At 67.3% G+C, this 12,889-nt stretch carries 17 protein-coding genes; 3 read left to right on the plus strand and 14 right to left on the minus strand.

What is annotated here, in order from left to right; genetic code table 11:
* Positions 1-41 precede the first annotated feature (41 nt).
* The 4 genes from K254_RS22840 to K254_RS0110705 all read right to left on the minus strand — a co-directional run bounded on the left by K254_RS22840 (position 42) and on the right by K254_RS0110705 (position 2,648).
* Positions 42-986 (minus strand): aquaporin, encoded by a 945-nt coding sequence (locus K254_RS22840; RefSeq protein ID WP_035749207.1) that lies wholly within the window; start codon positions 984-986, stop codon positions 42-44.
* 142 nt (positions 987-1,128) lie between these two features.
* A complete protein-coding gene (locus K254_RS0110695; RefSeq protein WP_026555351.1) occupies positions 1,129-1,545 on the minus strand; it encodes a DUF202 domain-containing protein in 417 nt (138 codons plus the stop codon).
* Positions 1,542-1,898, minus strand: a complete 357-nt coding sequence (locus K254_RS0110700) for a YidH family protein (protein WP_051389056.1) — start codon at positions 1,896-1,898, stop codon at positions 1,542-1,544. The genes K254_RS0110695 and K254_RS0110700 overlap by 4 nt, the downstream gene beginning before the upstream one ends.
* 348 nt (positions 1,899-2,246) lie before the next feature.
* Positions 2,247-2,648 carry a hypothetical protein gene (locus tag K254_RS0110705; RefSeq protein WP_155848503.1) on the minus strand — a complete coding sequence of 134 codons (402 nt, stop codon included), beginning with the start codon at positions 2,646-2,648 and terminating at the stop codon, positions 2,247-2,249.
* A 456-nt stretch (positions 2,649-3,104) separates the two neighbouring features.
* On the opposite strand from K254_RS0110705, the gene K254_RS25685 reads away from it, so the two are divergent.
* Positions 3,105-3,347: a hypothetical protein gene (locus K254_RS25685; protein WP_155848504.1), complete on the plus strand. Its 243-nt coding sequence runs from the start codon at positions 3,105-3,107 to the stop codon at positions 3,345-3,347.
* Positions 3,348-3,488: 141 nt separating this feature from the next.
* Positions 3,489-4,577, plus strand: coding sequence for an ADP-ribosylglycohydrolase family protein (locus K254_RS0110715; RefSeq protein ID WP_026555354.1), 1,089 nt, complete (start codon positions 3,489-3,491; stop codon positions 4,575-4,577).
* On the opposite strand, the gene K254_RS0110720 is transcribed toward K254_RS0110715, so the two are convergent.
* The 6 genes from K254_RS0110720 to K254_RS0110745 form a co-directional block, all read right to left on the minus strand.
* A complete protein-coding gene (locus tag K254_RS0110720) occupies positions 4,558-5,139 on the minus strand; it encodes a DUF4395 domain-containing protein (protein WP_026555355.1) in 582 nt (193 codons plus the stop codon). The genes K254_RS0110715 and K254_RS0110720 overlap by 20 nt on opposite strands.
* Positions 5,140-5,154: 15 nt before the next feature.
* Positions 5,155-5,589, minus strand: coding sequence for an MmcQ/YjbR family DNA-binding protein (locus K254_RS0110725; RefSeq protein ID WP_026555356.1), 435 nt, complete (start codon positions 5,587-5,589; stop codon positions 5,155-5,157).
* Positions 5,590-5,598: 9 nt separating this feature from the next.
* Positions 5,599-6,579 carry an exonuclease domain-containing protein gene (locus K254_RS0110730; protein ID WP_026555357.1) on the minus strand — a complete coding sequence of 327 codons (981 nt, stop codon included), beginning with the start codon at positions 6,577-6,579 and terminating at the stop codon, positions 5,599-5,601.
* A 91-nt stretch (positions 6,580-6,670) separates the two neighbouring features.
* Positions 6,671-7,375, minus strand: a complete 705-nt coding sequence (locus tag K254_RS0110735; RefSeq protein ID WP_231391814.1) for a hypothetical protein — start codon at positions 7,373-7,375, stop codon at positions 6,671-6,673.
* Positions 7,372-8,337: an ABC transporter ATP-binding protein gene (locus K254_RS0110740; protein WP_035749214.1), complete on the minus strand. Its 966-nt coding sequence runs from the start codon at positions 8,335-8,337 to the stop codon at positions 7,372-7,374. The genes K254_RS0110735 and K254_RS0110740 overlap by 4 nt, the downstream gene beginning before the upstream one ends.
* Positions 8,334-8,732: a GntR family transcriptional regulator gene (locus tag K254_RS0110745; protein WP_026555360.1), complete on the minus strand. Its 399-nt coding sequence runs from the start codon at positions 8,730-8,732 to the stop codon at positions 8,334-8,336. The genes K254_RS0110740 and K254_RS0110745 overlap by 4 nt, the downstream gene beginning before the upstream one ends.
* 144 nt (positions 8,733-8,876) lie before the next feature.
* On the opposite strand from K254_RS0110745, the gene K254_RS22845 reads away from it, so the two are divergent.
* Entirely contained in the window at positions 8,877-9,590 is a 714-nt protein-coding gene (locus K254_RS22845; RefSeq protein WP_442853047.1) for a VTT domain-containing protein, read from the plus strand.
* 118 nt (positions 9,591-9,708) lie between these two features.
* Here K254_RS22845 and rdgB read toward each other — a convergent pair whose 3' ends face one another.
* From rdgB to murI, 4 genes are all read right to left on the minus strand, one after another.
* Positions 9,709-10,332 carry an RdgB/HAM1 family non-canonical purine NTP pyrophosphatase gene (gene rdgB / locus K254_RS0110755; RefSeq protein ID WP_026555361.1) on the minus strand — a complete coding sequence of 208 codons (624 nt, stop codon included), beginning with the start codon at positions 10,330-10,332 and terminating at the stop codon, positions 9,709-9,711.
* 2 nt (positions 10,333-10,334) lie between these two features.
* On the minus strand, positions 10,335-11,081 hold the full coding sequence (gene rph / locus K254_RS0110760) for a ribonuclease PH (RefSeq protein WP_026555362.1): 747 nt from the start codon (positions 11,079-11,081) through the stop codon (positions 10,335-10,337).
* An 81-nt stretch (positions 11,082-11,162) separates the two neighbouring features.
* Positions 11,163-11,960: an MBL fold metallo-hydrolase gene (locus K254_RS0110765; RefSeq protein ID WP_026555363.1), complete on the minus strand. Its 798-nt coding sequence runs from the start codon at positions 11,958-11,960 to the stop codon at positions 11,163-11,165.
* The gene (murI, locus tag K254_RS0110770) at positions 11,957-12,883 is read right to left on the minus strand and encodes a glutamate racemase (RefSeq protein WP_051389057.1); all 927 of its coding nucleotides are present in this window, start codon (positions 12,881-12,883) and stop codon (positions 11,957-11,959) included. The genes K254_RS0110765 and murI overlap by 4 nt, the downstream gene beginning before the upstream one ends.
* Positions 12,884-12,889: the final 6 nt, after the last annotated feature.

Below are 12,889 nucleotides of genomic sequence, written 5' to 3' on the forward strand. Positions count from 1 at the left end.
GACCCGAACCGAGCGGAGCGAGATTCGGGAGCGGGTGGGGACTAGGCGCGCGGCTTCTCCGGCTTGTCGAAGAAGTCCTGGGCGTCGTTGGAGGCCGGAACCGGCTGCGGGAGCACGATGGTGGTCTCCTCGGGCGTCGCCTCGACGGCGGCGTCATCGATAACGTCGGCGTCGGCAACGGCGTCGGACAGGTGAACGGCCACGACGGCGGCCGGGGTGGAGGCGGCGAAGGCGCGGAAGAACAGACCGGCCAGGGCGGCACCCAGCAGCGGAGCAACCCAGAACAGCCACAGCTGCTCGGAGGCCCAGCCATCGGCGAAGAAGACGACGGCGGTGGAGCGGGCCGGGTTCAGCGAACCGTTGGTCAGCGGCAGGGTCACGGTCAGCAACACGGCCAGGGCCAGACCGATGCCCACGGGAGCGAGAGCCTTGTTGGCACGCGCAGACGTGGCGCCGAGGATGACGGCCACGAAGATGCCGGTCGCGACGACCTCAATGAGCAGTGCACCGATCAGCGGCACCTGGTTGGGCGAGTGGTCGCCGTAGCCGTTGGCCAGTGTGTTGAACAGCGTCTGGGTGGTCAGCTGGCCGTTGCCGCCGGTGATGGCCGGGAAGACCTTCAGCAGGGCGAACAGCACCAGTGTGGCCAGCGTGGCGGACACCACCTGGACCAGCACGTACCAAAGGGCTTCGATCCACTTGGTCGCCCCGCTGAGGGCCGAACCCAGGGTCACAGCGGGGTTGAAGTGCCCACCGGAGATGTGGCCGAAGGCGATCAGGCCGGCAACCAGGGCCAAACCAAAGGCAATGCCCACGGGGAAGTTGCTGGAGGCGCCGTTGAACAGGGCGATTCCGAGGCCGGCAAAGACCAGCAGGAAGGTGCCAAGGCCCTCGGCGGCAAGCCGTCCGGCCAACGGGAAGCCACCGGCCGGGGCCGAAGCGCCAACGGCCGTGCCCTGGTCCGCAACTGTACTGGGTGTTGTCATGGGTAGTGAATCCTTCGAAAGGTTGGTGTCGATCGGGAAAATGTAAAGCCCGCCCCAATATCGGCGCACTGGTGCCGTGGTGGGCGCGCTACACAAGATACTGCACGAGTATGAAGAAAAGCTGTGACGCTCCGGGCAACCGTCACAAACCCGCCGGCAGCCCCAGGACGATGGCGGCCATGGCGGTGGCAGCCAGCGCCACCACCGAACCGGCGCAGAGGGCCGGCAGCCAGGCCGGAGAGGCCAGATCGTCACCGTGCCGTTCATGGCTGCTGTGCAGCAGCCGGATCCGCAGGGCGGCCGCGGCGACCAGCACCAGCGTGACGACGCAGGCCATCGCGGCACAGATACCCAGGCCGATGCTGTGGGCCGAGAAGTCCAGGTCCACCAGACCAGTGGCGGCCTTGTGGTCCCGGTTCAGCGAGACCAGCCAGCCGCGCCAGATCAACAGATCGGTGACGACGGCGGCCAACAGGGTGCGCCGCCAGGCCAGGGCCGTGCGCTCGGGCTGCAGGCCGGGATCGCGGTCGATGGGCGCAGGATCGACGGCGCTGCTCACGGCCGCAGGAGGATCAGGACGGCGAACACCAGGGCGGCGGCGGAGACCACCACGCTCATGCCCATCATCATCCACGAGTGCGGCAGCTCGCGGTTGTGGCGCATGGCCTGCTCCTGGGCGCTCCACCGGCGGTAGCTGACAATCGCCAGCACGGCGCCGATTCCGGCCAACGCCATGCACAGCAGCACACGCAGCACGCCGGGGGCGAACTCCGGGGCCAGCTGGTCCAGGGCGACGGCGCCGGCCAGCAGGGCCAGCGCCGTGCGGATCCAGGCCAGGAAGGTGCGCTCATTGGCCAGCGAGAATCGGTAGTCGGGGGTGCTGCCGGTGCGGCGCCACGCAGGCTCGCGCATGGGTCTCCTCAAGCGGTGGATGGTTACAAGTTCTCGCGCTAAGCCTAGTGCCCGCGGGGCCCCGCCCGAGCGCAGCGAGGGTGCGGGAGGGCACGACGGCGCTAGTGCCCGCGGGGCCCCGCCCGAGCGCAGCGAGGGTGCGGGAGGGCACGACGGCGCTAGTGCCCGCGGGGCCCCGCCCGAGCGCAGCGAGGGTGCGGGAGGGTGCGACGGCGCTAGTGCCCGCGGGGCCCCGCCCGAGCGCAGCGAGGGTGCGGGAGGGCACGACGGCGCTAGTGCCCGCGGGGCCCCGCCCGAGCGCAGCGAGGGTGCGGGAGGGTGCGACGGGTCTAGGGCCCGCGGGACCATCTAGGGCCAGCTCGGGCGGGCTTCGTCCTCGCCAAGAAGGACAAACTCAACAAATTGGGGTCCGCCAAGCCATTCCTGCGGAATATCCTTAAAGAATTCCACTGTCGCCGAAGCCTTCTCACTCCATGGGCGGTCGTCGTTCGAACCCGACAAGTCCGCTATGTAGTCGATCATGAGAAACACGTGCGCGCCGTTCGTTTGAACTCCATCGACGCCGAGTATCAAGAAGCCCATGTCTCCGGCAATCTTTGCAGCCTCATACACCGCTGAAATACCGACATAGACAGTGGCGCCATCCACTAGCAGCTGACCAGGTGGGTTGGCCAAGAGTCTGTCGTAGAAGTCACTGAGAGTCGCCAAAGGCCACCAATCTTCGAAACGTATTGACGGACGGTCGTCCACATTCTGGTCTATTCAGCCCTACCATCACCGACGGGTTGCCACGCAGGGGACAAACAATATTCCCGTGCCCCAGGCTTAGAGTCCATGGTTGGCTGATGTTCTGCGCGTTCTGTATTCACTCCCTTGGTGAAGGTTGCAGGAGCGCACTGGCTATGAGCCGCCAGATACTCGATGGCATTTCATTCTCAACCCCGGTTCGGGCCCGCCGGTCATTTGCATGCGGGCATGGGATACGGGCAACCGTTGTCGGCGAACCCTTACTTGCTTTTGATATGGAGCTACTGAATGGCCAACAACGCCCCTGACCGCCACCTTATGGCGGGACCCTCCGCGTTCACGCTCGCGCGGTGGCGAAACAGGAACACAACGGTGGTTCTGCTGGCTGGTATCTCCTTCTTCTTGATGCCTGTTTCCGGCCTACCCCAATAGTGGCTCGCATATGTACTCCTAGCCACCATGCTTGTTGCCACTGTGCCCCTCGCCATACTCATCGGATGGGTTGGAATTAAGGAACTGGAGGAGACCTTGGCCGGATACACCACCCAACGACATGGAAACAAGATGCTGGAGCAGCGGGATCCCTACCTTGGCAGGGTCATCCGCAGGCCGGGAGAGGACTACCTTGAACACGAACGGTTCCGTGCCATCATTCAGACGGCCAAGAACGAGGCCGGCAAGCTCGCCCCGAACCGTACCTAAACGCCGGCCACATTCCCAGGTCACATGCGAGCATTCCGCTTTGGCTGCCATCAGCCGACCACACATGCGGCGCTAGTGCCCGGGCGTCCCCACGCAGGGCGCAGTGGGCCGAGCGGGCGGTGCTGCCGGTAGATTTGATGCATGGTCACTGATTCCCCCGCCACGCACCCCTACCCCGCCTCCTTTGCCTCGCGTGTGCAGGGCTCGTTGATGGGCGGCGCCCTGGGCGACTCGCTGGGGTATCTGGTGGAGTTCGACGACGTCGACACCATCCGGGAGCGCTTCGGCGAGGCCGGGCTGGTGGACCTGTCCCAGGCCGCCGGCCCCGTGCATTTTTCCGATGACACGCAGATGACCCTGTACACGGTGGATGCCCTCGTGGAGGCGCTGGACTGGGCCAACCAGGGCATCGGCGCCGATGCCAATGCCTGCCTGTGGCTGGCCTACCTGCGCTGGCTGGCCACCCAGGGCGAGCCAACGCCGTCGCACGCCCCCACCCCCCAGCCGCGCTGGATCGACGCCCAGGAAACGCTGCACCACCGCCGCCACCCCGGGGCCGCCTGCCTGTCCGGACTCGCCAGCGGCAACATGGGGACCCAGGCGCGGCCCGTCAACCCCGATTCCAAGGGCTGCGGCACCGTGATGCGTTCGGCCCCCTTCGGTCTGGTGCCGCACATCCCCGCGGAGGCCGTCTACAAATTGAGCTCCGATGCCGCGTCCCTGACGCACGGGCACCCCTCGGCCCGGCAGAGCTCCGGTGCCTTCAGCACCCTGGTCCATGCCATCGCGGTGCTGGGGCTGGATCTGAGCGCCGCCGCCGCCGCTGCCAAGGAGCGGGCCGCCGCCGAGCCGAATGCGGATGCCGATCTGCTCCGCCGTCTGGATGCGGCGCTGGACCTGGCCGAAGGCCCCGTGCTGGAGCCCGAGGCGTTGACCGCAGCCCTGGGCGAGGGCTGGGTGGCGGAGGAGGCGCTGGCCATCGGCATCTACGCCGTACTGGCCACCACCGCCGGGGACATCTCGCCGGTGGAGCATTTCCTGGCCGCCATCCGCGTGGCCGTCAACCACAGCGGCGACAGCGATTCCACCGGATCCATCGCCGGGAACATTCTGGGTGCCTATTACGGCGAGGACGCACTGCCCCAGGCTTGGCTGGCCCTGGCCGAAGAGCCTGCGCTCGTGCGGGCCATCGGCGCCGAACTGCTGCGGGTTACGGGCGCAGCAGACTGACGTCGGCGCAGGCCTCGCAAATGCTGGCCGGGATCACGCCGGCCCGCTGCAGGGCGCCAAAGATCATGCAGCCCAGGCATAGGCCGGCAAAGGCCTCCAGCGAGGCAGCGACCACCAGCAGGCCCACCAGGGCCCATGCCGCGAGCGGAACGCCCGTGTAGAACAGCACGACGGCGGCCAGTGACAGGACGGCGCCGATGCCCTGGGCAAAGCGCTTGGGCGGGCCGGGCACCAGCTTCGGCGCCCCGATGAGCGGTGCCAGCACCTTGACCGAGAGCAGTGCCGCCGGGGAGATGCGCGGGCCGAATGCCACCCGCAGGACGAAGCCCGCCGCGATGACCACCAGCAGCCACCCCTGCGAGCTGATCAGCGCGGCCAGCGACAGCGCCACCACAATGGCGGCGGTGCAGCGGGCGGCATACTCGTTGACCGGGTTGGGGAACGCAAAGAAGCGCTTCAAGCGTGACGGCGCCGGGCCGGCCACCGCATCCCCCAGCGACTGCTCGAGGGCTGTCTGGGTGAGGCCGGTTGCTGCGGGGAACTGCTTGATCGACTCGGACATAGCCCCAGCGTAGATTTACCGGCCGTCCCGCGGATGATTATTGCTTCGGGTGACGCCGGCCGGGGAGCCTGCCGCCTCGAGCAGGGCGATCAACCGCGCCGGAGCGATGCGCCGGTAGGAGGAATCGATGAGCTCGGCGATCTCCTGCCAGTCCGGCTCCCCCATGCTCAGGTCCAGGCCCAGCCAGCCGTACGGGCCGATGTAGGAGGGAATGTAGAACCTCGGATCGGCCAGCAGCGCGGGGCGTTCGGCCTCGTCCGGCAGAATCTGGATGGATTCGGGCCGCGGATGCCCCGTCTGGCCCTGTCCGTAGTAGGCGAAGATCTTCCCGGCCCGGAAGGTGGGGCGGCCAAAGGCCATCTTCTCCACGGCCTCGGGAAAGGCGAGCGCGATGGCCCGCAGCCGTCCCAGCTGCGGATCGTCGTCGTCGTACATCTGCGGGTGGGGCATGGGGCCATGCTAGCCAATCATTTGCATGAATTCGCCCTCGGAGAGGACCTCAATCCCCTGTCCGCGCTGCTGCAGTTCCAGTACACGGCGGGCCTTGGAGGTGACGCGGCCGGTGCGCAGATCCGCCGCGGCGAAGCCGCCGCCCACCACCAGCACGGTGGTCTTGCGGGTCACGCCGCTGGCGGGTTGGGCGCCCAGCTCGGCGGCCCGTTCCTTGGCGGTGCCGCGCGGCAGGGAGAGGTTGCCGGTGAAGACCACCGTCTGGCCGAACAGTGGATGGGCCGGATCGGCTGCGAGGTTGGCCGGTGGGTTGGGTCCCTCGGCGGGCCACCCCGAAAACGCCGGAGCCGGGACCTCCCCCGATTCAGCCCGGGCCATGGCGGCGCGGGTCGGCTTGGACAGCTCGTCCCGCTCGGGGTCGTAGCCGCCCTGGTGCGGGACCGACAGATTCAGGGAGGCAAAGACGCCCGCCACACTGTCAGCCTCGCGGCGGCGGGCAATGTCCACCAGAATGCCGGCACAGGCGCGGGCGTCCTCGACGGCGTCGTGGTGCTTGAGCAGCGGCACCCCCGCCGCTTCGGCCACGAACGGCAGCGAATAGGAGGGCAGCGCGTAGCTCTTGCGGGAGAGCACCACCGTGCAGGCATAGTCGAACGCCGGGCCCGCAAGCCCGGAGACCTCCAGCGCCGAACGGATCACGCCGACGTCGAAGGCGGCGTTGTGGGCCACCACCGCGTCGGCGCCGATGAAGTCCTGGATCTGGCCGTACAGCTCGCCGAAGCGGGGTTCGCCGGCCACCTGGGGTGCTGTGATGCCGTGGATCTGCACATTGCGGGGGTCGAAGTAGTCATGCCCCGCGGGCGGGCGCATCAACCAGTAGGCTTCCTCCACCAGCACGCCGTTGCGGACCTTGACCAATCCAACGGAGCATGGCGAGCCCCGGAATCCGTTAGCGGTTTCGAAGTCTATTGCGGTGAAGTCCAAAGGCACCTATCAAGGCTACCCGCTCCCGCACAACAGCGGGCCGGGTCCCGCGGACTCGCTCCGCGGGACCCGGCCCGGTGCAGCCTGCGGGCAACTCCTAGGGGGTGGCCCGGCGCAGGGTCAGGTACGCTCCCCCGCCCAACAGTGCGGTGAACAACAGGGACCAGCCGGTGATGCCCAGCGGCCCCTGGGCCGCCAGCCACGTGCCGACGGGAGCCCACCAGTCCTGCCAGGTGACCAGCGCCACCAGACCCACCAGCAGGACACCCACGGCGAGCCACAGCACCAGCATGCCCGTGGCACCCCAGCGCTTGTAGACGGTGGCGAACCAGAAGCCGAGGATGAACAGCAGCATCATCAGGGCGAAGTAGAAGAGGAACTGCACACCCACACCGGAATCAGCAATCCATTGCAGGGCGAACATCCGCCCGTTCATCCCCCAGCCCTTGGTCGCGACCTCGGCCATGCCCAGCAGGACGTAGAGCCCGGAAACCACCAGGGCGACGACGGCGAACAGGCCCACCGTGCCCAGGAAGAACGAGCGCCGGGAGACGCTCATCCCCTGGGAGAACGGGAAGGTCAGGGTCAGGCTTTGGATGCCGAGGGCGAAGAAGTACCACATCACCGCCTGGCCGGCGCCGGAGTACTTGGGTGCATCGGGCACCGGGATGACGGCAAAGACCGCCAGGCTCAGGAGGAATGATCCGGTCAGAATGATCGCTGGGATCCCCAGAAACGTCCACTTGTTGATCAGCTGCATCCGTGCAACCTTCACGGCCCTGTTGTCCACTGCCCAGCTCATCGCGTTGCCTCCATTCGTGCTGTATCCCCCTGTTTGGTGCCCTGCCGTGCTGCGCCATCCGCGCTGCCATCGTCGACTGCGCCCTTGATGGTCCGCCGGACCACCAGCTGCTGCAGCGAGACGGGCGCCAGCTCCAGCCCCAGCTCCGCCGCCTCGGCCCGTTCGCCGGCGCTCAGCACGCCGTCGATGGTCACCGATGCCAGTGCGCCGAAGCCCTCCCGGTGGATCACCGTCCGCCCGGCGGTGAACACCTCCACGCGTGCGGCCTGCCCTGCCACGGCGACGGCGGAACCGCGCAGGCTCTCGGCGTCGTCGTCCATGATGATGCGGCCCTGGTCGATCACGATCACGTGCTCCAGCAGATTGGCCACCTCATCGATCAGGTGCGAGGAGAGCACAATGGTGCGCGGATACTCGGTGTAGTCCTCCACCAGCCTGTCGTAGAAGAGCTGGCGGGCGACGGCGTCCAGGCCCAGGTAGGGCTCGTCGAAGAAGGTCAGCTCGGCCCGGCTGGCCAGGCCAATCACCACGCCGACGGCGGAAAGCTGGCCGCGCGAGAGCTTCTTGATCCGCCGCTTCAGGGGCAGCTGGAAGTCCTTGGCCAGACGCATCGCCAGGCTCTGGTCCCAATTGTCGAAAAACAGCGCTGCTGCCTTGAACGCGTGGTTGGCGTTGAAATCGTCAGGGTACTTCTGCGATTCGCGGATGAAGCAGATGCGGTTGAGGACCCTTTCGTTCTCATAGGGGTTCTGTCCGAAGACCCGCACGGAGCCGGCGGTGGCAAAGCCCTGCGCCGTGAGGATGGACATGATGGTGGTCTTGCCGGCGCCGTTGCGGCCCAGCAGACCATAGATCTTGTCCGCCTCGATGCTGAAGCTGACCCCGTCCAGCGCCGGTGCCCCGTCCCCGCTGCCACGGTAGTGCTTCGTCAGGCCGTCCACCCGAATGATTTCCGCACTCACAATGCCACCACCCGTTCCGTGGGGCCAGGCGCCCCGTCCGTGTCGATTTCCTTGCCGAGCATCTCGGCCAATTGGCCTGAGCTGATGCCCAGCTTCCGCGCCTCCCGCGCCAACGGCTTGACGTACTGGACGAAGAACTCGTCCCGGCGCCGCCCCACCAGCTTGTCCCTTGCCCCCGTTGCCACAAACATTCCTATCCCCCGCCGCTTGTACAGAATTCCGTCGTCCACCAGCAGGTTGACGCCCTTGGCCGCCGTCGCCGGATTGATCCGGTGGAACGCGGCAAACTCGTTGGTGGAGGGGACCTGGCTTTCCTCGGCCAGGACGCCGTCCACGATGTCGTTCTCGATCATCTCGGCGATCTGCAGAAAGATCGGCTTGCTGTCGTCAATCACGTGTGCAGCCTCCTCGCTTCGCCGGTTCATTACTCATGTAACTAACCATACAACCTAGGAATGGGCTGTCAAGGGGATTCTGGCGTGGGAATGTCCACCCGGGGGTGGAGGCCGGCGTCCAGCTTGGTCCCGTACCCTTGAAGGGTGATACTTTCTGCCCTCAGTGACTTTGCCGCGCCCGCGTTGATCGGCCACGGACCCGCCCCTGCGCTGGGCTTCCTGCCCGACTGGCTGGATCCGATGACCATCCTGAACAACCCGGCCATGGGCTTCTGGGTGGTGATCATTGCCTGCGGCATCATCTTCGCCGAGACAGGCCTGCTGGTGGGCTTCTTCCTGCCGGGCGACTCCCTGCTGTTCACCGCCGGCCTGCTGGTCAGCACCGGCACGATGCCCGTGAACATCTGGCTGCTGATGGCCATGCTGATCGTGTGTGCCTTCGTGGGCAACCAGGTGGGCTACGCGATCGGAGTCAAGGCCGGCCCCGCCATCTTCAGCAAGCCCGATTCCAAGCTGTTCAAGAAGGAGCACGTGGAGAACGCCCACGCCTTCTTTGAGAAGCACGGTGGCAAGGCCCTGATCCTGGCCCGCTTCGTCCCGATCGTGCGCACCTTCGTGCCGGTCATCGTCGGTGTGGCCCGCATGGACATGCGCCACTTCGTCGTCTTCAACGCCATCGGCGCCGTCCTCTGGGCCGGCGGCGTGACGCTGCTGGGCTACATCCTCGGCGACCGTTTCCCCTGGGTCCAGAAGAATCTGGACATCATCTTCATCCTGATCGTGCTGGTCTCCGTGCTGCCGATCATCATCGAGGTTGCCAAGGCATTCTTCAACCGCCGCAAGGCCGCCAAGAGCTGATCTTCGCAGCAGGCATGAAAAAGGCACCCGCCCAACGGCGGGTGCCTTTTTCATGCGTGCCGCACTGGACCAGGCCGGCGCGGGACCAGACCGACGCGGGACCAGGCCTGCGCGTGGGCTACGCCAGTGCTGAAATGATGTGCGGCAGCAGGGCCCGGAAGGCCTGGCCGCGGTGGCTGATGGCGTTCTTCTCCGCCGGGGCCAGCTCGGCGCAGCTGCGGTCCATGCCCAGCGGCTGCAGGATGGGATCGTAGCCGAACCCGCCCTCGCCGCGCGGGGCGGCCAGCAGCGTACCGCGCAGCTCGCCGTGCTCCACAACCTCAAGAGAGCCGTCAGGGCTGGCCAGTGCCGCGGCGCAGACAAAGCCCGCGCCCCGGTGGTCGGCATCGATGTCGGACAGCTGGGCCAGCAGCAGCGCCAGATTGGCGCCGTCGTTCCCGTGCGTCCCGGACCAGCGGGCCGAGAAGATGCCTGGAGCCCCGCCCAGCACATCGACTGCCAGGCCGGAGTCGTCTGCAATGGCCAGCAGCCCGGTGTGGCGGGCCACCTCGCGAGCCTTCAGCAGCGAGTTCTCGGCAAAGGTGGTGCCCGTTTCCTTCACATCCGGCGCACCCACGGCACCGGCGTCGACCACCTGTGTGTCGACGTCCAGGCCGGGGACTTGTCCACGCAGGAGCTCGCGGAGTTCGCGCAATTTGCCCTGATTGTGGGTGGCCAGCACCAGGCGCGGAGTTGCGGCCACTGCTACAGACCCAGGGTGTCGCGCTGGATCTGGGCCAGCTGCGAGGTGCCCAGCAGGGCCAGGTCCAGCAGGTTGTTCAGCTCGTCGCGGTCGAAGGGCGCGCCCTCGGCGGTGCCCTGCACCTCCACGAACTTGCCGGATCCGGTGACGACAACGTTCATATCGGTCTCGGCGCGGACGTCCTCGACGTAGGGCAGGTCCAGCATCGGGATGCCGTCGATGATGCCCACGGAGACGGCGGCCACGGTGTCGATCAGCGGCTGGGCGTTCTTGGCGATCAGCTTGTTCTCTCGGGCATAGTGGATGGCATCGGCCAGGGCCACGTAGGCGCCGGTGATCGCGGCGGTGCGGGTGCCGCCGTCGGCCTGCAGAACATCGCAGTCCAGCACGATGGTGTTCTCGCCCAAGGCCTTGGTGTCGATGATGGAACGCAGCGAGCGGCCGATCAGGCGGGAGATCTCGTGGGTGCGGCCGCCGATCTTGCCCTTGACGGACTCGCGGTCCGAACGGGTGTTGGTGGCACGGGGCAGCATGGCGTATTCGGCGGTGACCCAGCCGCGGCCCTCGCCCTTGAGCCAGCGCGGCACGCCGGCCGTGAGGGAAGCGGTGCACAGCACGCGGGTGTTGCCGAACTCGATGAGGGCTGAGCCTTCGGCCTGCTTGGACCAGCCGCGGGTGATGCTGATGTCGCGGAGCTGGTCGGGGGTGCGGCCGTCGGCGCGCAGAACTGTGGTTTCAGGCGAAGTCATGCCCCAAGCCTACCGAACCAGCACTTGGGGACAGTCACACCGCCCAACACTGTCCGCAGCTGTTTGTTCGGCGGGCCAGGGTCAGATCGTGTAGTGGACGCCGGCGACGGCGACTGCGACATCGCCCTCGAATGCGGCGCGGGCCTCGGCGACGACGATGCCCGGGTCGGTCCAGACCGGCAGGTGGGTGAGCAGCAGGCGGCGGGCGTTGGCACGGGTCGCGGCCTCGGCGGCGCGCTTGCCGGTCAGGTGCACATCCTTGATGCCGTCGTCGCGGCCCTCCTGGAAGGCCGCCTCGCAGAGGAAGAAGTTGGCATCCTTGGCCGCATCCTCAAGCCCTTGGCAGGAATCCGTGTCGCCGGAGTAGGCCAGGGTCACGCTGCGCGGCACGCCTGTACCGTCGAATTCCTCCACGTCCACGCGCAGCGCGTAGGACTCCTCGATCGGGTGGTTCACGGCGTAGGGCGTGATGGTGAACGGACCCAGCTTCACGGGCTCGCGCTCCGTCCAGAGCTTGAAATCGAACTCCTCGCGCATGCCCGGATCCAGTGGCAGGCCGTAGGCGGTGGCCAGCCGGTCCGCCGTCGCCGCCGGCCCCCATACGGGGATGCGGCCCGGGCCCCAGCCCTCCGGGTTCCACCGCACGGCAACGTGCAGCCCGCACAGGTCCATGCAGTGGTCCGGGTGCAGGTGGGTGAGGAAGATCGCGTCGATGTCCTCAAGGTCCATGTACTTCTGCACGGCGCCCAGGGCACCGCTGCCCAGATCCAGCAGGATGCGCCACGGGCGTTCGCCGTCGTGCGCCGTCAGAAGGTAGCACGAGGCCGGCGACTGCGGTCCGGGAAAGGACCCGCTGCAGCCCACTATGGTCAGTTTCATCCGTGCTCCCCAGGCTCGTTCAATACAAAATTTGAGATCCGCGGGCGCTCCAGCTTGGCCGCGGCGATCATGTCCGGGGTGATCCGGGCCATGGACCCGGTCGGGTAGTGGGCGGAGACATGTGTCACCTGCTCTACGCTCAGCACCTCCGGCCCCAGGAAGCGGCGCGCCAGCACGCCAAACTGGCCGGCGTCCCCGGTGGACAGGAAGTTGTGGTGCGGCGGTGTGTCGCCCACGCGCTCCAGATCGTGGCTGACCAGAGCCTTGTAGACATCCTTGGCCGTCTCCTCAGCGCTGGAAACCAGCGTGACGGAATCGCCCATCACATAGGCGATGACACCTGTCAGCAGTGGGTAGTGCGTGCAGCCCAGCACCAGGGTGTCCACGCCGGCGTCCTTCAGGGGCGCCAGGTAGGTCTGGGCGGTGGAAAGGAGTTCCGGGCCGGCGGTGATGCCGGATTCCACGAAGCGGACGAAGTCCGGGCAGGCCACGGAGGTGATCTGCAGGTCCGGGGCGGCGGCAAAGGTGTCGTCGTAGGCGCGCGAGCCAACCGTGGCGGAGGTGCCGATCACGCCCACATGTCCGGTGCGGGTGGCGGCCACGGCGCGGCGCACGGCCGGCTGGATGACCTCGATCACGGGGATGCCGTAGCGCGCCGTGTAGCGTTCGCGGGCATCGCGGAGCACCGCGGCGGAGGCGGAGTTGCAGGCGATCACCAGCAGCTTCACGCCCGAATCCACCAGCTCGTCCATCACGCCCAGGGCGTTGGCCCGCACTTCGGCGATGGGCAGTGGGCCGTAGGGGCCGTTGGCCGTGTCCCCCACGTAGAGGATGGATTCATTGGGCAGCTGGTCGATGACGGCGCGGGCCACGGTGAGTCCGCCGACGCCGGAATCGAAGATGCCGATGGGCCGCTCGGCCATTTCCCG

It is taken from the genome of Arthrobacter sp. 35W (assembly GCF_000482545.1).
Taxonomy (GTDB): domain Bacteria; phylum Actinomycetota; class Actinomycetes; order Actinomycetales; family Micrococcaceae; genus Specibacter.